Genomic DNA, 24,703 nt, shown 5'->3' on the forward strand with positions numbered 1-24,703 from the left:
CGGCAATCACTTTTCACGGCAATAAAAGTATTCAGCTCTGAGGTAGTGGAATGATACATGCTCGCCCCAATACATTAAGCCTTGCAATGGCCATTGCAGTCAGCTCTTGCATTATTGGCACACAGGCACTGGCCGATCGCAAGCTGCAGACAAAATCGATCAATATTCTGGTCAATGGACATGAGGAGTATGTTCATAGTGAAGTCATGGTTGGGCCAACTTTAGGTCCTGACGAGCAGCCAATACCCAAGTCTTGTACAACCACCTACTCTGACCATGCTATAGACAGGGATAAGTATGACCTTCCTGCTTTAAGCTATACACAATTGTTTTCTGTTATGGATAGCGGCGTTTCCAGTGTTGATCTGTTTGAAACAGGCAGGAATGACGTGGCTCAGAAATACACCAAAGTCCTGAAGGTAGGCAATGAGGGAATCTTCAGGTTCACTCATAACCTTGAAGAAACGAAACTGGTCATTGAAGTCAGAGCCGGAATGACCGATCAGGATTCAGTTGAGGCTATTCGTGCTCAATTTCCCTGGCCATTTCACGTCAGTCAACCATTCGAACCGTTAACAAAAATCGCCAGCCCCGTACAACTGGCTAAAGTGTTGATTGCTGTCAGCGAAAGAGCAGGCAATCTTGGTCCGGGCGATCACTACGTTGCCCTTGCCACCATTGAAGTGGAAAAAGTTGAAGTGAATGGGCGCACCTTTATGCGTCTTATCGCTTCGGGCGATCAGCCTCCTGAACTGCAACGTCTGGGTCAATCACTTTTTGTCAATGACGACGCTCTCCTGGCAGCAGCCACCTCTGCCTATATTCAGGTTCATGTTGTGGGAGAGGATTTACAACAGCAGGCTCTTAATGAACTCCTGGCACACAGTAAACCCGTCGGCTATGTTGTACACGCCGGGGATGACACACTGGATTACCCTGTGCCTTCAGGTTACCCAAAGCTGGAAGTAGCAGAAGCTCAGGGGGAGGTGATTGTTTTCCGTGGTCAGAAGCTGAATCCGAATGATATCGCTTTTGTAGAAAATCTCCATAACCTCTGGCAAGAAGCTGAGGCTGATAACGCCGCTCCTGCAGTAGCAGCACAGGTTAAAAAATATCAGGTCAAAAGCTACCGGTACGTCATTCGAAGCAGGCAGATGGCAATACTGGAGAAGTTTGTTGCAAGGCACGGCGCTGAAATTAGCGAAGATCAACCGACGCCCCTTACAAATGAAGATAAGCTGGCGACACATGCGCTTGCATTCTACGAATATCTCCAGCAAGCATTGGCCAGTGCTATTCCAGATCAGGCAACTCCGGCAGTAAAATTTGAATTTACACTGGAACACATCAGAGCTGCTTCGTCTGTCATCACGCCAACCTGGCTGCAGATTCAACTGACAAGACACTTCAGCTTCAGACCCGTACTTAGAGGTCTTCTGAATAATCAGAATTTTGTTCAGGGTATTATGAGTCTTATACCCGTTGTCGACGAATCACAGCTCAATGCTTCCTGCAACGACGACCAGTTTGCTTTCAAAGTTCTGAGCGACATGGCCAGGCAGCTGATTGAGAGGGAAAGCATGCTGGCAGAGCAGCTGGCGAGAGAAGGCAAACTCATCCGGGTTAGTAACCAGTTAAAGCTCATATTGGAGAAAGCCACTACCAGTGAAAAGCAAAAGCTCATAGTACTTCAGCTGAAGCAACAAGCTGAGCATGAGCTTGAACAGCTTCGTGGCGTATCGGAAAGACAGCAAAGCCTGTTGCGGAAATTTGGGCAGAAAGTCGAACGAATCCCGGAGCTGGAAAAACAAATTCGTAATGCCAGGGCGGAAGCCACAAAAGCCCGCAACGCTGGACTGGCAGAAGAGCTTGGCATTGAAGATTGGGATGATAGCCAGCCACCAGAAAATCAAGCCAGACTCATCAGTATAAAAATTCATGCCATCAACAAGGCGTTGGCCGCAACAGAACAGCCTGAGGGAGATTCTATAGAGACAACACTGGCGGCTGTTCAGCACCAGAACGCCAGAACAGATGCTGAAAGCAAAGCCAGCTATGCAACCATTGCCGCACATTTAAACCTTCAGAATTTTGATACCAGTGCAAACATTGACGCTCAACTGGATCACCTGCTTTGGAGAATTGAGGCACTAAATACTCAACTACAGAGTAAGCATATACTGAATCTTCAACAAAAAAGCCTGTTTGACAAATTTCAGTCACTGAATACTCAGGGCAATACTCTCGACGAAAATCAACAACATTTGCTTAAGAAAATCCAGGCACTGAATGCTCAATGCTGTACGGAAGAACCTGATGTCAAAACCCAACAAGATGGTCTGGCACTGACCCTGCGTATCAGGCTGGATGAAGACAGCACGATGGAAGAACACCCTGCACTGAAAACAGCCATGTATGAGAGGTTCAGCAGTCTTGAATATTTAGAAGAAGAACTGAAAGACATCAGAACACCAGGCCATCCCAAAGCCATGCCTGTAGTACTGGAGAAACTGTCCAACGTGGAAAAAGCCCTTAAGATGGATAACCTCAATAGTCAGGACGATGTGTATTACCGTCGTAACGCCATTTCTGAGGCCATTCAGGCAAGTCTGGCAAAAGCCAGACAGCAGGAAGAGGAAGTGGCTCTGAAAATACTGAAAACAGTAGAAGAAATACTCAAAATCGAAGTCAATAATGAAGATCACAAAACAGCAAGGCTTGACAGGATTCGAACAAAACTTGACAGCGGTGATGTCTCAGAATCCATGGTGGATAAAATAGAGCATTCACTCCGAAAAGAAGACATTATATTCACGAGCAAAAGAGGGAACACAAAACTCCGGGACCTTCAAAACAGTCTTGAATTTTATGTCGAAAAAGTAAACAGACTAGCCATAATAGAACAGACAAAGATACTCAAAGTTTTAGAGGACAAGCTGCACATCTACGAGTTTGTACGCGATGAGGCTGATGAAAAAGGCAAGGCTTTCGTCGCTAAACTGGCCAATGATCTGGGGGTAATACTTAGAAGAAAAGCCCATCTGCCTGAAAACAAGTATGTTCTTGAAAACAAAATTTTGGCATTAATGGAAGAAGTAGACGAAACCTATGGCAATGAAGATGTCAGAAGAAGCAGAAACAATGAAATCGCCCATCAACTCAACATTAAGAACTATGAAGATGACACCACTATAGACGACCAGAATATTTTAATTAAAGGGAAACTCCGGGAGCTTTATAAAGAAGTTCCCAAAGTAGGTGATGCCACCGTCAATGAGCATATCGCAGCCATTGAAGGTGAGCTTGACAGGCAAATTGCACGCCTGGGACCTAAACCCCGATACGTTCTTGATCGTGAGCTGGCCAGAGCCAGGCGAGTACTGGAAGAAGCTGGACATGAACTGGCAGGTCTTTATCGCAGGTTGAATCATTTTCGTGGCAAACACGTGTTATTTGCGGAGAAACCTGATGACCTTCAACATCAAAGTGAAGCTGTATCAGTGGCAGAAGACACTCTGGCTGATCCTCATAAAGCGATTCTTCACGCCATTGAAGAATCCCTGAGTCGCAAACCAGAGTCTTCTGACACCTATGAACAACGGGTTAATGCCCTTAGAAACAAACAGCTACAACTGGGTGGGTATGATGGTAGCGGCGGCAAAATCCAACAACTGATTCAGGAACGGGTTCGTCTGGGAAGAGAGATTGAAACCAGGGAAGCAGACTTTGAGAGAATGAAGAAAGACCTGAAGGCTGCCGAGAAAGCGGTCAAAAATGACGGCGGTCCCTTCCAGTTCTCGACGAGACAGGTCAATGTTCTGGCCGATATGAACACCTTCACACGGCAGCACTCTCTCAAGCAACAAGCTCTGGATGCAGCACTGGGCCTGATGGAATCAGCATTCAGCAGCGGTAAGACAATACCCTGCCTGACAACTTTCGATTTTGACGATGAATATGCACCGATTCGCTTGCAGGCACTGGTCGGGGACGACCTGACATTTAATCAGGCCAGCCGGATTGTGGAAGTCTTCAAAAGCCTGATGATGAGCTTCCCGCTCTCCTCCCCTGTCGTGCCTTTGGAAGATCAGCCTCAGAATATCATTAAACAAGTCCAGGCTCTGGCAGACGGGGCCAGGAATGAGATGAAAACCGGGGCTCAACAATACGACGATGAAATACGCGGTATGGGCAAAAGAGCCATTCACTTCGTCGAGCATGAATCAGGGGATCTGAAAGGCTTCTCGGAATATTTCTCTACCCATTCTGCTAATGGTAACAAGGTCTTGGCTCTGCTGCGTGAAGGTCTGATCAGCAAGACTGAACTTGAGAACTACATGAAAGCCGCCAGAGGTGTCGACGGTTATCAGACAGTGGACGAGTTTGAACATTTCCTTGACTACAAACACGGCGTCAATCTGCCTCACTTCAAGAAGGTTGTTCAAATGCTGTCCGACAAGGGTACTGAGGAATTCATGCAGAGCGCCTTTACTCCCGTGACCATCACCGCTACTGGCCCGGCGGGTATGAAGGCGTCTGTTGCCGGCATGAAAGAGTATGCCGCTGCGGTCATTGCCAACTATGTTCTTGACGATATTGCCTTTGAAAACGGCCGCAGAACGGCAGCGTTTCTGGCCAATGTTCAGGATACTCTGACACCTTATGCCAATGCAGCTGGACTATCTGAATCAGAACTGATCAAGGCTATCCATGGCACATTGATGCAGGCTCATGCCGCAGCGGTGGAGCAGCAGCTCAATGATTACTGGGTCAAACCTTCAGCCTTCCTGGCACAGGCTGTCACCTGGTACTTCTCCAGCTACAAACCGCTACTGGCGACCCATACTGTCTCGCAGACTGCCGCGTTGTCTCTCTCAAACATGTCGTTCCTCTATCTTCTGGATCTGACCAACCGAGGCGATTACACGCACAGAATGCTCACACCTTTCCAGCACTGGCTGGAACGCTATGGTGTTGATCGTGACCGATCCGGTCAATATGCCTTCCACACCGGCATTGAAAAAATCACTGAACTGGGCGGGCTGGCCATGCCATTGGGCAAGGCCGCTTCCTCGGTTATTCTGCTGAGAACCGGCTCTCTGCTGTTTAACAGACAGTACAACGCCAACCCCCGGATGTATCGCAGCATTTCCCGTCTGGTGCCCGACATCGTGAAATCCATGGCTTCCGGACAAGGTGTTCAGGTACCGCTACTGCATAAGGTCACACCAGAAAAAGTGAAAACCCTGGCCTCTGCCACAGCCGGTCTCGTGCTGGGTCCGGTAGCCACGGTGGGGGCATACGCCCACGGTCTTTTATCCGGGTTGACCTACGCTCAAACCTTCGGATTCGCTCTGGCGTCGAGTCTCACATTCGACTTCTTCATGAACGACAACAAGATACTCACGCAATGGCTGGGCGGCCCCCTGGGCCGGAGTCTTGACAAGATCAACCGCTGGAGAGGCGTGGGTGAAACGGAAGATGACTATGTGAAACGTACGGCTATCGCTGCACCTCAACGCTTCAGTGAAACCGATACAGACTATGCCAACCGTGTTAGAGCAAACCACACGATGCCTGGCTGGACGCGGAACGAAAATTACCTGCAGTTCCGTGAACGCCGTGATCGCACCATGAAGATGTTTGCGAATGGCTGGGAGAAATACTTCAGGGAAAATGTGCCTAAATGGTCGTTCTCCCATGCAGAAAGTATTCCTTACTTCTACACTCTTGGAGCCTTTTACGAATGGCAAAATGGCAATGATCAGAAAGTTCACGGTCATGAGAAGAGAAATTACCATCAATCAAGCTTTCCACCTGAAACCTCAAGATCACCATGATAATAGTGAACATTTCAGCTTACCGGAACAGCCATGAGCGACTGACAGCCATGAGCGATTTTAAAAGTTGCTTCCTCGCCTGGTACGGCAATCACTTTTCACGGTAATAAAAATACTCAGCTCTGAGGTAGTGGAATGATACATTCTCACCCCAATGTATTAAGTCTTACAGTGGCCATTGCAATCAGCTCTTCCATCATTAGTACACAGGCACTGGCCGATCGCAAACTGCAAACTAAATCTGTCAATTTTCTGGCCAATGGACATGAGGAGTATACCCATAGTGAAGTCATGGTTCGGCCAACTATAGGTCTTGACAAGCAGCCAATACCGAAATGTTATACGACTACCTACCCTTATCAAGCTGAAGACAGGGTGGACTATGATCTTCCCACTATAGGTTTTACAAAAGTTCTTTATGAGATTCATGGTGGCGCTTCCAGTGTTGACCTGTTTGAAACAGACGAAAATAACGCTGCTCAGAAATACACCAAAATTCTGAAGGTGGGTGATGAGGCAGTCTTCAGATTTACCCATAACCTTGAAGAAAAGGAACTGTTCATTGAAGTCAGAGCCGGAATGACCGATCAGGATTCAGTTAAGGCTGTTCGAGCAAAATGTCCCGGGCTATATGGCCTGGAACCGTTAACGAAAATCGCCCCCCCCCTGGGACTGGCTAAATTGTTGGAAGCTGCTTATGACAGAACAGGAAACCTCGGCACAGGTGATCACTATGTCCCCCTTGCCACCATTGAGGTAGAAAAAGTTGAAGTGAACGGACGCAGCTTCATGCGTCTTATCGCTTCGGGCGATCAGCCCCCTGAACTGCAACGTCTGGGTCAATCACTCTTTGTCAATGACGAGGCTCTCATGGCAGCGGCTACCTCAGCCTATTTCCAGGTTCATGTTCTGGGCGGGGATTTACAACAGCAGGCTCTAAATGAACTGTTGGCACACAGCAAACCCGTCGGCTATGTTGTACACGTCGGGGATGACGCACAGGTTTCTGCTGTACCTGCGGGTTATCCAAAGCTGGAAGTCGCAGAAACTCCGGGGGAGGTTATTGTTTTTCATGGTCAGAAGCTGAACCCCCGTGATACTGCTTTTGTAGAGAAGCTCCACAACCTCTGGAAAGAAGCTGAGGGCAATAACCTGGCTCCTGCATGGGTAACAAAGATTAATATATTCCGCGTCAAAAGCTTCCAGCACGTCATTCGAAGCAGGCAAATGGCACTGTTGGAGGAGTTTGTTGCACGGCACAATGCTGAAGTGAGCAAAAATCAACCGACAACGCTTACAAACGAAGATAGAGTGTCGGGACGTGCGCTTGCATTCTATGAATATCTCCAGCAGGCATTGGCCACCGCTGATCAAGATCGGGCAATTACGGTATTAGAATTTGAATTCACACTGGAACATATCAGAGCCGCCTCGTCCGCTATCACGCCAACCTGGCTGCAGATTCAACTGACCAAACACTTCAGCTTCAAACCCTTACTTAGAGACTTTCTGAGTCATCAGAATGTTGTTCAGGGCATTATGGGTCTTGTACCCGTTGTTGACGAATCACAGCTCGATGTTTCTTACGACAACGACCGCTTTGCTTTCAAAGTCCTGAGCGACATGACCAGGCAGCTGATCAAGAGTGACAGCAAACTGATAGATCAGCTGAAAAGAGAACGCAAACTCACCCAGGTTAATAACCACTTAAAGATCATGTTGGGGAAAGCCACTGCCATTGAAAAGCAAAAGCTCATAGTACTTCAGCTTAAGTATCAGGCTGAGCATGATCTTCGACAGCTTCATGGCGTATCGGAAAGACAGCAAAGCCTGTTACGGGAATTTCGGCAGAAAGTCGAACGAATCCCGGGGCTGGAAAAACAAATTCGTAATGCCAGAGCAGAAGCCACAAAAGCCCGCAACGCTCGACTGGCAGAAGAGCTTGGCATTGAAGACTGGGATGATTGCCAGTCACTGGAAAAACAAGCCAGACTCATCAGTATAAAAATTCATGCAATCAACAAGGCGTTGGCCACAACAGGACAGCCTGAGGGAGAATCTATAGAAACAACACTGCCGGCTCTAGAACGCCAGCTCGGTATTATTAAAATCGATGAAAAAGATCTGGATGCCCGCTTTCAGTGCATTCAAGAGCGTCTGCGACAACACCCAGTTGAACCCTATGATGCTGTATTCCGGGAGACAATGGCTATCGCTGAACGTCAGCTGGGCCTGGTTCCTGAAAACGAAGATGACCTGGTAGCCCGTCAACGTGACATTCTTCAGGCCATTCAGCAGCAACACAAGCAGCGTATAGTTCAGATCTATGAACGGCTTCAGCACCAGAAAACCAGAAGAGATGCCGAAACCAAAGCCAGCTATGCAACCATTGCCGAACATTTAAACCTTCAGAATTTTGATCGCAATGTAGATATTGACGCTCAACTAAATCAACTGCTTCAAAGAATTGAGACACTGAATGCTCAACTACAGAGTAAACATATACTGAATCTTCAACAAAAAAACCTGTTTGACAGACTTCAGTCACTGAATACTCAGGGCACTACCCTCGGCAAAGATCAAGAACATTTGCTTCAGAAAATCCAGGCACTGAATGCTCAATGCTGCATGGAAGAACCTGACGTCAAAACCGAGCAAGATGGTCTGGCACTGATTTTACGTATCAGGCTGGATGAAGACAGCACCACGGAAGAAGACAATGCACTGAAAACAGCAATGTATCAGAGGTTCAGCAGTCTTCAATATCTGGAAGAAGAACTGAAAGACATCAGAACACCAGGCCACCCCAAAGCCATGCCTGTGGTACTGGAAAAACTGTCTGATGTGGAAAAAGCCCTTGATATGGATGACCTCAATAGTGAGGACGATGTGTATTACCGTCGCAACGTCATTTCTGAGGAAATTCAGACAAGGATGACAAAAGTCAGACAGCAGGAAGAGGAAGTGGCTCTGAAAATGCTGAAAACAGTAGAAGACATACTCAAAATAGAAGTCAATAATGGTGATGACAAAACCGCAAGGCTTGACAGGGTTCGTACAAAACTTGACAGCGGTGAGGTCTCAGAATCCACGGTCGATACGATAAAGCACTCACTCCGGAAAGAAGACATCCTATTCAGGAGCCAGGCCGGGAACACAGAACTTCAGAACCTTCAAAGGAATCTTGACTTTTATGTCGAAAATGTGAGCAGCCGAGCCGCAACAAGACAGTCAAGTATACTCAAAATTATAGAGGACAAGCTGCACATCTACGACTTTGTCCGCGAAGAGGCTGATGAAAAAGGCGGGGCTTTCGTGGCTAAACTGGCCAATGATCTGGGAATAATATTCAGAAGAAAAGCCTACCTGCCTGAAAAAAAGTATGTTCTTGAAAAAAATATTTTGGCATTAATGGAAGAAGTAGACGAAGCCTTTGGCGATGAAGATGTCAGAAGAAGCAGAAACAATGAAATCGCTCATCAACTCAACATTAAGTCCTATGAAGATGACGCCGGTATAAACGACCAGAATATTTTAATTAAAGAAAAACTCCAAGAGCTTTATGAAGAAGTTCCCAAAGTAGGTGTTACCACCGTTAATGAGCATATCGCAGCCATTGAAGGTGAGCTTGACAGACAAATGGCTCGCCTGGGACCTAAACCCCGATACGTTCTTGATCGCGAGGTAGCCAGCGCCAGACAAACAATACAACAAGCTGAAAGTGAACTGGCAGCCGTTCATCGCAGGCTGATTGCTGTTAGTGGCAAACACCTGTTATTTGCGGGTCAACCTGCTGACCTCCGGGATCTCCTGGATGAAGAGAACATGGCTCTCAATCAGGCAATGAAACAAGTTCAGATCGAGTTGGATCTGGCTGCTGTTGACGAACAAACCTCTGAGGAGCGATTAAGGGACTTCAGTCATTTCCTGCGGGGATACGGCAGAGAAAGACAAGGTGAAATCCTTAATGAACTGAATGCCAAAACAGGTCTGAGCATCCAGATAAAGGATGAATTCGGTTCAGTGGAAAACGCTCTTTACTGTATTGGCCTTGCCAATACAGATTCTCATGTTCAGAACGAAGATAATGAAGCATTGGGTGAACTGTTTTTAGCCAAGAGAAAGTACTTTCAAATCAGGAAATTCGTAGATCAGCACTACATAAAAAGCAGTGATTTGGTGAATGCACAGATTGAACAGTGGAATGCAAAAGAAAAGCTGGAGCTTAAAGAAAAGGAGATGATCGATCCTGGCGACATCGATCAGAAAGCTAAAACCCTGCATATGAACGAAATGGACAGGCTGGGCTTAATCTTGAAGCAGGCAAGTGATGCTGTATCAAAAGCACAAAAAGCTCTGGTGGATCATCATGAAGCGGCGCTTGACGCCACTGAAGAAGCTGCGGGTCTCAAACCAGACTCCACTGACACCTGTGAACACCGGATTAGTGCCCTGCTAGAAAAACTTTTACAGCTGGGCGGGTATGATGGTAATGGCGGCAAGATCCGTCAACTGCTTAAGGAACGGCTTCACCTTAGAAGTGAGATTGGAGCCAGGAAAGCAGACATTGGGAGAATGAGGGAAGTCCTGAAGGCTGCAGAAAAAGCTGTCGAAAATGATGGCGGTCCCTTCCAGTTCTCGCCGAGACAGGTCAATGTTCTGGCCGATATGAACACCTTCACGCAGCAGCACTCTCTCAAGCAACAAGCTCTGGATGCCGCACTGGGTCTGACGGAATCAGCATTCAGCAGCGGTAAGACAATACCCTGCCTGACAACTTTCGATTTTGACGATGAATTTGCACCGATTCGCTTGCAGGCACTGGTCGGGGACGACATGACATTTAATCAGGCCAGCCGGATTGTGAAAGTCTTTAAAAACCTGAAGATGAGCTTCCCTGTCGGGCCCTTGGAAGGTGAGTCACAGAATATCATTGAACAAGTCCAGTTTCTGGCGCACAGGGCCAGGAATGAGTTGAAAACAGGGGCTCAACAATACGACGATGAAATACGTGGCATGGGCAAAAGAGCCATTCACTTCGTCGAGCATGGGCCAGGGGACCTGAAAAGCTTCTCTGAATATTTTGCTGCCCGTACTGCCAGCGGTAACAAAATCTTAGCCCTGCTGCGTGAAGGACTGATCAGCAAGACTGAACTTGAGAACTACATGAAGGCCATCAGAGGTGTCGACGGTTATCAGACAGTGGCTGAATTTGAGCACTTCCTTGGTTATAAACACAACGTCAAGGTGCCTGGGTTCAGGAAGTTTGTCCAGATGCTGTCTGACAGGGGTGTTGAGGAATTCATACAGAATACCTTCGCTCCTGTGACTGCGACCGGCCCGGCGGGTATGAAAGAATCTGTTGCCGGCATGAGAGACTACGCAGTCGCTGTCATCGCCAACTATGTTCTTGATGATATTGCCTTTGATAACGGTCGCAGGACGGCAGCATTCCTGACCAATATTCAGGATACCCTGACACCTTACGCTCACGCTGCCGGACTATCTGAATCAGAACTGACCAAGGCTATCTACGATAGATTAATGCAGGCCCGTGCCGCAGCGGTTGAGCACCAGCTAACTGATTACTGGGTCAAACCTTCAGCCTTCCTGCTACAGGCTGTCACCTGGTACTACTCCAGCTACAAACCGCTACTGGTGACCCATACCACCGGGCAGGCTGCCAGGCTATCACTCTCTAACATGTCGTTCCTCTATCTTCTGGATCTGACCAACAGGGGTGATTACCTGCACAGAATGCTCACACCGTTCGAGCACTGGCTGGAACGCTATGGCGTTGATCCAGACCGAACCGGACAATATGCCTACCACAGCGGAATTGAACAAGTTTCTGAAGTGCGCGGGCTGGCCATGCCATTAGGTAAAGCTGCTTCCTCAGCCATTCTGCTGAGAATCGGCTCCATGCTGTTTGCCCGACAGTACAACGCCAACCCGCACAGGTATCGCAGCATTTCCCGTCTGGTGCCCGAAATAGCGAAATCCTTGGGTTCCGGACAAGGGGTTCAGGTACCGCTGCTACACAGGATCACACCAGAAAAAGTGAAAACTCTGGCCTCTGCCACAGCCGGTCTGGTGCTGGGTCCGGTAGCCACGGTCGGGACATACGCCCACGGTCTTTTATCTGGATTTACCTATGCCCAAACCTTCGGATTCGCGCTGGCGTCAAGTCTCACTTTCGACTTCTTTATGAACGACAACAAGATGCTCACCCAATGGCTGGCTGGGCCTCTGGGCCGTAGTCTTGACAAGATTAATCGCTGGACAGGCGTAGGCGAAGCGCAAGATAAATATGCGAAACGTACGGCTATTGCTTCGCCTCAACGCTTTGGTGAAACCGATGAAGCCTATGCAAACCGTGTTCAAGCCAACAACACGATGTATGGCTGGACTCGACACGAAAATTATCTGCAGTTTCGTGAGCGCCGTGATCGCACCATGAAGATGTACGGGAATGGCTGGGAGAAATACTTCAAGGAAAATGTGCCTAAATGGTCGTTCTCCCATGCAGAAAGTATTCCTTACTTCTACACTCTGGGTGCCTTCTACAATAAGCAACAGGACGATGATCAAAAAGTTCATGGCCATTAAGGGAAATAACCACTCAGTCCAGATTTCTAACTGAAACAGTGACCCGCTGACAGCCACGAGCGATTAGAAGTCGCTTCCTCGCCTGCTGTGGCAATCACTTTTCACAGTAATAAAAATACTCAGCTCTGAGGCAGTAGAATGAGATATTTTCGCCCCAATGCATTAAGCCTTGCAGTGGCCATAACCATCAGCTCTTCCGTCATTGGTACACAGGCACTGGCCGATCGCAGGCTGCAGATAAAATCTGTCGATATTCAGGGCAATAGACATACGGAGTTTACCCAGAGCGAGGTCATCGTTAAGCCAACTTTAGGAGATGACCAGCAGCCAATACCCAAAACCTTTACCACCACTTACCCTGACCAGACTGAAGTCAGAGCGGGCTACGACATTCCTTCTGAAGGCTTCACGGACATTCTTTCTGGCATTGAGGGTGGTGTTGCCAGTATTGATCAGTTTGCAACAGACGAGAATGACGTTGCTCAGAAGTACAGCAAAATCCTGAAGGTGGGAAATGAGGGGGTCTTCAGATTCACCCATAACCTTGCAGAAGAGAAACTGCTTATCGAAGTCAGAGAGAGTATGACCCATCAGGATTCAATCAGGACTGTTCGGGCTCAATTAGGGGGCACCTGGAGATTAGAACCGTTTACTGGCATTGCCAGCACCGATCATCTGGTGGGAGTGCTGAAAGGGGCGAATAAAAGGGCAGGCAAACTTGGCGAAGCTGATCACTATGTTGCCCTTGCCATCCTCGAAGTAGACAAGGTTGAAGTGAACCGGCGCACTTTCATGCGTCTCATCGCCGCAGCAGATCAGCCTCCTGAACTTCAGCGTCTGGGTCAATCACTTTTTGTTAATGATGAGGTGCTTTTGGCAGCAGCCACCTCCGCCTATACCCAGGTTCATGTTCTCGGAAAAGATTTACAACAGGGCATTCTGGATGATCTTTTGTCATACCATAAACCCGTCGGCTATGTTGTTCACGTCGAGGATGAGACACAGGCTTATCCTGTACCTGCTGGTTATCCAAAACTGGAAGTAACAGAGACTCCGGGAGAGATTATTGTTTTCCGTGGTCAGAAACAGAATCCGACCGATGTCGCTTTTGTGGAAGGTCTCTATTACATCTGGGATAAATTTGGCTGCAATGCCCCCACTCCTTATACAACAGCACGAGTTAAAAAAGACAAGGTCAAAAGCTACAAGTACGTTATTCGAAGCAGGCAAATGGCAATGCTGGAGGAGTTTTCTGCACAGCAAAATGCTGGACTTGACTCAGGTGAACAATACGATGATAAAGTGGCAACGCTTGCGTACTATGAACATCTTCAGCAGGCATTGACCAGTGCTGCTTCAGTTGGAGCAGATGAATTTAAATTCACAATACCGCACGTCGGATTTACTTCGTTCTACTTCATGCCAACCTGGATGCATATTCAGTTCGTAAAACACTTCGGCTTCAAACCTGCGCTAAGAAATTTTCTGACTAGCTGGCATTTTGTTCAGGATATTCACGAAGTTATACCCAGCTTCAACAATATCTATAACAAATATTTTTATGATGATCCTGCCAGCGATTCTTTTGACAAAGGCGGTAACTTTGTTTCCAAAGTCATTGGCGACTTTGCCGGGCAGCTGATTGAGATGGAAAACGAGCTGGCAGAAAAACAAGCCGGACACATCGGCCAGAAAATCCATGAAATCAAACAACCGGTTGCCGCAACATCAATTGCCTCAACATCGTTTGCTGCAACAGGACAGCCCGGGGAAGAAGCTTTAGAAGAAGAACAGGCGGCCATTGAAAGCAAGCAGGATATGGCTTCAGACGATGAAAACGATCCGTATACCCGCAAGCAGTCGCTTCAACAGCAGTTGCGTCAACTAAAAGCAGAACTGGCCGATCGGGAACAGGTAATCGAGAATAGTCTGGCTGACATTGAAAGTCAGCTCGGTCTGACCCCGGATCACGAAAAGAGCCCGGAAGTCCGTTTTCAGGCCATTAAGCAACAAAATAAGAAACAGATAGCTACGATCGTACTACAACAGCAACATCTTCAGCACCATCTTCAGAACCATATTCAGCAACATTTCCAGCACCATCTTGAGCAACAAGGCAGCAGAACAAATCTTGAAAAAGAAGATGAAATCAGGGCCCGCTATGCAACCATCGCCGCACATTTAAACATTCAGGATCTCGATAGCAATGCAGGTGTTGACGCTCAAGAAGAATATCTGCTTCAAAAGCTTAAGACAATGGATGCTCAAAATAAACGCCTGCTTCAGAGAGTTAAGAGACTTAATAATCGAAAAGATTTAGAGGATTCTTACACCAGGGCGAGAAAAGACGCTCTGGCTGCCGTTCTTGGTATTGATCCAGGTAAAGACAGCAAACTGAAAGACCGCGACACACTGGAAAGAACGGTATATTTCAAGCTCTTCAAGCTTGCAAGGCTGCAAAAGGAACTGGATGACATCAAAACACCCGGCCACCCCAAAGCTATGCCTGAAGTCCTGGAGACACTGAGTAACGTGGAAAAAGCCCTGGAGAGGGATCCCCCCGGTAAAGAGTTCGATGTCTATCTCCGTCGCAAGCATATTTCTGAAGACATGCAGAGATTTATCAGGGAAGCCAGACAACGGGCAGATGAAGAAGCCCTGGATATACTGGATGCCGTAGAAAGAATACTCAACCTCGAAGTCAACAAAGAGGATGACAAAACAGCAAGACTCAGCAGAATTCATAGAATACTTGACGCCGATAATCTCTCAGATGACATACTGAATGATATAGACATTACCCTTTGGACACACAATGGCAAGGCTCTTGACGAGAAGGACCTCAAACTCAAAAGACTCCTTGCGCATCTTCATTATAAAGTCGAAGACCAGGGTCCGAATAAGCAAGCCACAGAACAACAGACCAGGCTGCTGGACGATGTAGAAGCAATACTTACCCTCGCAATGAATGAAGCGCAAAGCAGAGCAGCAAGACTTGCCCTGTTTGATGAAATAATTAAAGTCGATAATCTCTCAGATGGCACACTGGATCTGATAGATCAAACCGTCTGGAAACAAGACAGCGCAAATCTGGACGATAGGGCTCTCAAACTCAAGAAGCTTGGTGTGAGTCTTACCTATAAAGTTGAAGATTCGTATCTGGATGCGCTAAGCGATGCACGACAGAACAAAATGCTTGAAGCTATAGAGATAGAGGTGGATATCTACCTTCGTCGATGCCTTGCTGCTGAACAAAGGGGCATGGCCTTCACTGCCAAACTGGCCAGTGATCTGGATGTGGCATTTGAAGAAGATGCCAACCTGATTGAACAGAAGGACGCCCTGATAGCGAAAATTTGGGTGTTAATTGATGAAGTAAACCAGGTCTACGAGGATGAAAGTGTCAAAAGGGCCAGAAACAATGAAATGGCCTATCAGCTCAATATTAAGGATTACAAGGAAGATGCCACTATCGACGACCAGAACCGTTTGATTGAAGCAAAACTCCTGCAGCTGGATAAAGAAGTTTTCAAGGCGGATCAGCCTACCGTTGATGAGCGAATCGCAGCTATTGAAGATGAGCTTGACAAGCAAATGGCTCGGCTGGAGCCTAAACCCCGGTACGCTCTTGACCGTGAGGTAGCCATGACCAGGCGAACAATAAAAGAAGCTGAAAGTGAGCTGGAGGCGGCTAATCACAATCTGGACGCTATCCTTCGCGAACAGGTGGTATTTTCAGGTCGTACTGACGCCCATCCTGCTGCCTTGGATGAAGACGAAAAAGCACTCAATCAGGCAATAAAAAAAATTCAGACCAGATTGGCTCCGCCCGCAGATGATGAGCAAACCTCTGACACCAATCAAGGACGCAGTACTGCCCTGAGAAACAAACGGTTACAACCGGGCGGTGATCACGCTGATGCCGACAAGATCTGGCAACTGCTTCAGGAACAGGCCAGTCTGGAAGCTCAGATTGAAGGCAGGAAAGCAGACATTGGAAGAATGAAAAAAGTCCTGAAGGCTGCCGAAGAAGCCGTCGAAAATGACGGCACCCCCTCCCAGTACACGCCGATACAGGCAAAAATTCTCGACGATCTCCACACATTCGCGCAGCAGCACCCTCTCAAACAACTAGCTCTGCAAGCTGCAAATGGTCTGGCAGAATTAGCATTAGAAAACGGTAAGGAAATACCCTACTTTCCGACTATTGATTTTGACGACGAATTTGCACCCATTGGCTTGCGAGCAATGGTCGGAGACAAGCTGACGTTTGAACAGGCCAGTTGGATTGTGGAAGTTTTCAAAAACCTGAAAACGACCTTTCCTGAACCTCCTTTCGAACCTGCAGAAGATCATCCGCCCCTGAGTGTCCCGTACACAGTCCTGCGGCTGACTTACGCGGCCAGGCACGGAATAGAAAGAGGGGCACAAGAATACGACGACAGAATTCGCAGCATGGGCTCAGCAGGCATTCACTACATCGAGCATCTACCAGGAGTTCTGGCAGGCGTTCTGAAAAGCTTCCCGGAATACTTTGCTACCCGTTCTGCCAGTGGTAACAAGGTCATCGCTTTGCTGCGTGAAGGACGGATCAGCAAGACTGAGCTTGAGAACTACATGAAGGCCATCAGAGGTGTCGACGGTTATCAGACAGTGGCTGAATTTGAGCACTTTCTTGGCTACAAACACGGCATCAAGGTGCCTCACTTCAAGAGTGCTATCCAGATGCTGTCCGACAAGGGTGCTGAGGAATTCATGCAGAGTGCCTTTACTCCAGTGACCTTGACTGTGACTGGCCCGGCAGGCATGAAAGAGTCTGTTGCCGGCATGAAAGAGTACGCAGTTGCTGTCATCGCCAACTATATTCTTGATGATATTGCCTTTGATAACGGTCGCAGGACGGTAGCGTTTCTGACCAATATTCAGGATACCCTGACACCTTACGCTCATACTGCCGGACTATCTGAATCAGAACTGACCAAGGCTATCTACGATACATTAATGCAGGCCCATGCCGCAGCCGCTGAGCGCCAGCTAACTGATTACTGGGTCAAACCTTCAGCCTTCCTGGTACAGGCTGTCACCTGGTACTACTCCAGCTACAAACCGCTACTGGTGACCCATACCACCGGGCAGGCTGCCAGGCTATCACTCTCTAACATATCGTTCCTCTATCTTCTGGATCTGACCAACAGGGGTGATTACCTGCACAGAATGCTCACACCGTTCGAGCACTGGCTGGAACGCTATGGCGTTGATCCAGACCGAACCGGACAATATGCCTACCACAGCGGAATTGAACAAGTTTCTGAAGTGGGCGGGCTGGCCATGCCATTGGGTAAAGCCGCTTCCTCAGCCATTCTGCTGAGAATCGGCTCCATGCTGTTTGCCCGACAGTACAATGCCAACCCGCACAGGTATCGCAGCATTTCCCGTCTGGTGCCCGAAATAGCGAAATCCTTGGGTTCCGGACAAGGGGTTCAGGTACCGTTGCTACACAGGATCACACCAGAAAAAGTGAAAACCCTGGCCTCTGCCACAGCCGGTCTCGTGCTGGGTCCGGTAGCCGCGGTCGGGGCATACGCCCACGGTCTTTTATCCGGGTTTACCTATACCCAAACCTTCGGATTCGCTCTGGCATCGAGTCTCACTTTCGACTTCTTTATGAACGACAACAAGATGCTCACTCAATGGCTGGGTGGGCCCCTGGGACGTAGTCTTGACAAGATCAACCGCTGGAGAGGCGTGAGTGAAACGGAAACGGACTATGTGAAACGTACTGCTATTGCTACGCCTCAACGCTTCAATGAAACGGATGAACAGTATGCGAACCGTGTTAAAGCAAACAACGTGATGCATGGCTGGACGCGGAACGAGCATTATCTTCAGTTCCGTGAACGACGTGATCGCACCATGAAGATTTATAAGCATGGCTGGGAGAAATACTTCAGGGAAAATGTACCTAAATGGTCATTCTCCCACGCTGAAAGTATTCCTTACTCTTATACTCTGGGAGCCTTCTATGAATTGATAGTAGAGCCAAAAGGACTACAGCACCTGAGAAGACACCAGCTGCCGTGAAAACTGCAATGCTGATTACAGGTTTGAGAAGTTCACTCCTGATAAGAATACCCGCGACGAACTTTAATGCTAAAAATCAGTGGATGCCCCCCATAGCTACCCAAAAGAAACCAATCATAGAAGGATACATAATGGTTTCTTCCGGTTCAGGCTATCGATTAAACCCTGCTATAAGCAACGACGTTATTCCCCGGCTGAAAAAACAATTCAGTTTTACTGACATTGGACTTTGTCAGTTCGAGCAAAATTCGCTCAACAGCTTACCAGATTGGCCGCTGTGAACTAAATTCACTCAACAGCTTAACAGTGAGCGATTGACAGCCATGAGTGACTGAAAGTTGCCTCCTTGCCTGGTGTGGCAATCACTTTTCACGGTAATCAAAGTACTCAGCTCTGAGGTAGTAAAATGACACATGCTCACCCCAATGCATTAAGCCTTGCAGTGGCCATTACTATCAGCTCTTCCATCATTGCTACACAGGCACTGGCCGATCGCAGGCTACAGACAAAATCTATCGTTATTCAGGACAATGGACATACGGAGTTCATCCAGAGTGAGGTCATAGTTAAGCCAACTTTAGGTGATGACCAGCAGCCAATAACCAAATCCTTTACAACCACCTACCCCGATCGAGCTGAATTCAGAGCCGACTACGATATTCCTTCCAAGGGCTTCACAGACGTTCTTTCTGGCATTGACGGTGGCGTTTCCACTGTTGATCTGTTTGAAACAGACGACAATGACATTGCTCAGAAGTACACCAAAGTCCTCAAGGTAGGTAATGAGGCAGTTTTCAGGTTCACCCATAATTTTTCAGAAAATAAACTACTCATCGAAGTCAGAGACAGAATGACCCATAAGGATTCAATTGGAGCTGTGCGCTCTCAATTAGGCGACAATCATACATTAGAACCATTTACGAAAATTGCCAGCCCCGAACACTTGGTCGGAGTGCTGAAAGGTGTGAATGAAAGAGCAGGAAACCTTGGCGAAGTTGATCACTATGTTGTCCTTGCCAACCTTGAAGTAGACCAGGTTGAAGTGAAAGGGCGCACCTTCATGCGTCTCATCGTTTCCAGCGACCAGCCCCCTGAGCTGCAGCGTCTGGGTCAATCAATCTTTGTCAATGATGAGACGCTTTTAGCAGCAGCTACCTCTGCCTATACCCAGGTTCATGTTCTTGGGAAAGATTTACAACAGGGAGCTCTGGAAGATCTGTTGTCATTCTATAAACCCGTCGGCTATGTAGTACACGTCGAGGATGACACACAGGTCTATCCTGTACCTGAGGATTATCCAAAACTGGAAGTGACTGTGGCTGAGGGGGAGATTATTGTTTTTCATGGTCAGAAGCAGAATCCAACCGATATCGCTTTTGTGGAGGGTCTCTATGATATCTGGGAAGGATTTTACGACAATGGACCTACTCCTGAAACAATAGCACTGGTTAAAAAAGACAAGTTCAAAAGCTACCAATACGTCATTCGAAGTCGGCAGCTGGCGCTGCTGGAGGAGTTAGCTGCGCAGCACATTACCAGACTTGACGAAGGTGGTAAACCGACGGATGAATACGAAGATACACTGGCCTCGCTTATATACTATGAATATATCCTGCAGGCATTAACCAGCGCTACTTCAGATCAGGAAGATGGATTTGTAATCACCAGAACGCACATCAAATTAACGTCGTCGTTCATCACGCCAACCTGGATGCATATTCAACTCACAGAACACTTTGGCTTCAAACCCATACTTAGAAATTTTCTGACTAACCGGAAGTTTATTCAAAATATTCATGAAATTATGTCTGTTATCGCCAAAATGTCCGGCGATCCTTTTGACGATTCTTTTGACGCAGACCGCAGCTTTGCTTCCAAAGTCGCTGGCGTCTTTGCCGAACAGCTGCTTGAGATGGAGCACAAGCTGGAAAAACTGCAGGTAAGAGAGGCCATGCTCGCCGAGCTAAACGAAGCATTTCAACGCACAGGGACAATGGCCATGACCCATTTTGAGGAAAAACTGAGAGCCGTTGGACTCAATCAACCAGTTGTGAATGAGCTTAAAAAGATTCGTCAGGAGTTGGAAGAGACGAAAAACTCGGTGGATCAACTTGAGCAGGATAATAAACGAATTCCGGAGCTCGAAAAACAACTTCTTGCTACCAGAGCAAAAGCCACAAACACTCCCAATAGTGAAATGGCAGCAGAGTTTGATATTGAGCCTGATGAAGACGACACATCAGAAGACAGGGCGCTGGAAACAAGGGTATCTACCAAACTCCTCAGGCTAGCAGAGCTTGAAGAAGAGCTGGATGACATTAAAACACCAGGCCACCCCAAAGCCAGACCTGAAGTACTTGAGACACTGAGCGTCATAGAAAAAGCCCTTGAGATACGTGACCTTGATGAAAAAGAAGATGTGTATCTCCGTCGCCGGTACATCTCTGAAAATATGCAGGAAAATATCAGAGACGCCAGACAGCAGGCAGAGAGAGAGGCCCTGGACATACTGGAAGTCGCAGAAGAAATACTCGACATCGAAGCCAATAAAGAGGACAACAAAATAGCAAGACTCGAAGTGGTCATGAAAACTCTTGACAGCGATGCGCTATCAGAAGAAATACTGGATGAGTCACTGGAAGAAATAGGTAACATCCGATGGGCATATGAAGGCAAAACTACGGATCTGGACGAGAAGGAATACAAACGCACTATGCTTCTTGTAAACCTTCGCCATAAAGTCGAAGACCCGGACATGCGAGCCAGAGAAAAACTCACCGATCTGCTGGAAGCCATAGAAACAATACTCAACATCAAATTCAATAAAGAGGATGGAGAAGCAGAAAGGCTTGCCCGGATTTATTCAATACTTGAAGGCAATGATGTCTCAGAAAAATTGCTGGATCAGATAGATCAAACCCTCTGGAAAGGAGACAGCACAGCACTGAACAAGAGAGATATCAAACACAATAAGCTTCGGGGGACTCTTACCTATAAAGTCGAAGATTCCTACCTGGATAAGTTCGCCAGAGATCAACAGACAAGTCTGCTTGGCGCCATAGAGGACGAGCTGAGCATCTACCCTCATGAAAACGTTGCTGCCACAGAAAGAGGCAAGGCTTTCACTGCTAAACTGGCCAGAGATCTGAATCTGGCATTCGGGGAAGATAGCAAACTGTATGATCAGAAGGAAGCTCTGAAGGCCAGAGTTCAGGCATTAATGGATGAAGTACACGAAGCTTATGACGATGTAGGTGTCAGAAGAGCCAGAAACAATGAATTGGCCCATCAACTCAAGATTGAGAACTATAAAGATGATGCCACTATCGACAACCAGAACATTCTGATTGAAGCAAAGCTCAATGGACTGCTCGAAGAAATTTTCAATGCCGGTCAGTCTGCTGTTAATGTCCGTATCGCAACCATTGAAAATGAGCTTGACAAGCAAATCGCGCGCCTTGGGCCCAAACCGCGATACGTTCTTGATCGTGAGAAAGCCAATGCTAAACGAGCATTGGCAAAAGCGGAAAGTGAGCTGACAGGTGTTCGTCGCAAACTGCACGCCCTTCGTGGCAAACACGAGGTATTTACAAGCTGTAAAGATAATCAGGGTCTGGACGAAGCCGGTATATTCGAGGAAGCATTGGCCGAGCTGCCTTTAGCCAGAAAAAAGTACACTCTGGTCACACAATTCCTGCAAGATTACGACAGCAAAAGTATGGAAGTGAACCATGCACAGTTTGAAGAGAGTAATGCACAAGAAAAACTGGATCATAAAAAACAGGAGATTATCGATTTTGGAGACTTCGAAGAGCAGGATAAAACTGCACATAACAAAGAGATAACTGCGCTGGGTTTAGTCCTGGAGCAGAAAAGTGAAGCTTTATCAAAAGCTAAAGATACTCTGACGGATTTCCATAAAACAGCTCTTGACGCTACTGAAGAAGCCGTGGGTCTTAAACCAGACACTTCTGAAACCCATGAACAACGGGTTAATAACCTGAGAAACAAACAGGTTCAACTGGGCGGAGATGATGGCACTGGCGGGAAGATCCTGCAAATGACCCACAAGCTGCACAGTCTCAACAGAGAAATAGAAGTCAGGAAAGCGAAAATAGAGAAATTAAAGGAAGTCCTGAAGGCGGCAGAGCAAGCCGTCGAAAATGAAGGCGGTCCCTTCCAGTTCACACCGTGGCAGGTAAAAGTTCTGACCGATATGCACGACTTCATGCAGGATCACTCTCTCAAGAAACAAGCTCTGGAAGCCGCAATGGGTTTGGCAGAATTAGCAGTAGAAAACGGTAAGAAAGTACCCTATTTCACAATTTTCGATTTTGACGATGAACTTGCACCGGTTCGCCTCAGGGCATTGGTCGGAGAAGGTTTGACGTTTGATCAGGCCAATCGGATTGTGAAAGTCTTCAAGAGCCTGAAGACGACCTTTCCGACCCTCTCTTCCGGGGCTTTAAAACTTCAGCCTCCGAAGGTTCTGTCAAAAGTCCAGGGACTGGTTTTCAAGATCAGGCATCAGCTGCAAAACGGGGCTCAAGAATACGACGATGTCGTTTACGCCATGGGCAAAACAGCCATTCACTACATCGAGTATGAACCTCGGAACCTGGAAAGCTTCCCGGAATATCTGGCTACCCGTTTTGCCGGTGGTAAAAAGACTATTGCTCTGCTGCGTGAAGGTCTGATCAGCAAGGTTGAACTTGAGAGCTACATGAAGGCCGTCAGAGGTGTCGACGGTTATCAGACAGTTGATGAATTTGAGCACTTCCTTGGTTATAGACATGCTGTCAGGGTGCCTGAGTTCAAGAAGGTTGTCCAGATGCTGTCCGACGAGTGGGTTGAGGAATTCATAGAAAATACCTTTACTCCTGTGTCCGTAACCAGCCAGGCGGGTATGAAAGAATCTGTTGCCGGCATGAAGGAGTATGCAGCGGCTGTCATCGCCAACTACATTCTTGACGATATTGCTTTTGAAAACGGCCGCAGGACGGCAGCATTCCTGACCAATGTTCAGGATACCCTGGCACCTTATGCCAATGCCGTTGGCGTGTCCGAATCAGACCTGATCCAGGCTATCCATGGCACATTGATGCAGGCTCATGCCGCAGCGGTTGATCAACAGCTCAATAATTACTGGGTCAAACCTTCAGCCTTTCTGGCACAGATTGTCACCTGGTACTACTCCAGTTACAAACCACTGCTGGTGACCCAGACCGCCGTGGAGGCTGCCATCCTGTCCCTGTCGAACCTGTCGCTTCTGTATCTCCTGGACTTCACCAACAGGGGCGATTACACGCACAGGATGATCATACCCTTCCAGCACTGGTTGGAAGGCTATAGTGTTGATCATGACCGAACCGGGCAATATGCCTACCACAATGAAATTGAAAAGTTCTCTGAAGTGGGCGGGCTGGCAATGCCGCTGGGCAGGGCCGCATCCTCAGTCGTTCTGCTGAAAACCGGCTCTCTGCTGTTTGCCAGACAGTACAATGCCAACCCCCGGATGTATCGCAGCATTTCCCGTCTGATGCCTGAAATGGTGAAATCCATGGCTTCCAGACAAGGGGTTCAGGTACCGCTGCTGCACAGGATCACTCCAGAAAAAGTGAAAACCCTGGCCTCTGCTACAGCCGGTTTGGTGCTGGGCCCGGTAGCCACGGCCGGATCATACGCCCACGGTCTTTTATCTGGATTTACCTACGCTCAAACCTTCGGATTCGCTCTGGCGTCGAGTCTCACTTTCGACTTCTTCATGAACGACAACAAAATGCTCACCCAATGGCTGGGTGGCCCCCTGGGCCGCAGTCTTGACAAGATCAACCGCTGGAGAGGCGCCGTTGAAACGGAATCGGACTATGTGAAACGCACTACCATTGCCACACCGCAACGCTTCAATGAAACGGATGAAGAGTATACCAACCGTGTTAAAGCAAACAACGTGATGTATGGCTGGACAAGAAACGAGAATTATCTACAGTTCCGTGAACGACGTGATCGCACCATGATGATGTACGAGAATGGCTGGGAAAAATACTTCAGGGACAATGTACCTAAATGGTCATTCTCCCATGCAGAAAGTATTCCTTACTCTTACACTCTGGGTGCCCTCTACGAATCCCGCGCCGAGCACTTTTTACGGTAATAAAAGTACTCAGTTCTGA

General features: G+C 47.7%; 4 protein-coding genes. All 4 read left to right on the plus strand.

Features of this window, described 5'->3' with window-relative positions; all coding sequences use genetic code 11:
* Nucleotides 1–50 precede the first annotated feature (50 nt).
* The 4 genes from KBW69_RS07045 to KBW69_RS07060 all read left to right on the plus strand — a co-directional run bounded on the left by KBW69_RS07045 (nucleotide 51) and on the right by KBW69_RS07060 (nucleotide 24,684).
* Nucleotides 51–5,840, plus strand: a complete 5,790-nt coding sequence (locus tag KBW69_RS07045; protein WP_257280438.1) for a hypothetical protein — start codon at nucleotides 51–53, stop codon at nucleotides 5,838–5,840.
* Between the two features lie 135 nt (nucleotides 5,841–5,975).
* Nucleotides 5,976–12,449 carry a hypothetical protein gene (locus KBW69_RS07050; protein WP_257280439.1) on the plus strand — a complete coding sequence of 2,158 codons (6,474 nt, stop codon included), beginning with the start codon at nucleotides 5,976–5,978 and terminating at the stop codon, nucleotides 12,447–12,449.
* A gap of 138 nt (nucleotides 12,450–12,587) precedes the next feature.
* Nucleotides 12,588–18,530: a hypothetical protein gene (locus KBW69_RS07055; RefSeq protein ID WP_257280440.1), complete on the plus strand. Its 5,943-nt coding sequence runs from the start codon at nucleotides 12,588–12,590 to the stop codon at nucleotides 18,528–18,530.
* Nucleotides 18,531–18,936: 406 nt separating this feature from the next.
* A complete protein-coding gene (locus tag KBW69_RS07060; RefSeq protein WP_257280442.1) occupies nucleotides 18,937–24,684 on the plus strand; it encodes a hypothetical protein in 5,748 nt (1,915 codons plus the stop codon).
* Nucleotides 24,685–24,703 lie beyond the last annotated feature (19 nt).

It is taken from the genome of Endozoicomonas sp. ISHI1 (assembly GCF_024606225.1).
Taxonomy (GTDB): Bacteria; Pseudomonadota; Gammaproteobacteria; order Pseudomonadales; family Endozoicomonadaceae; genus Endozoicomonas_A.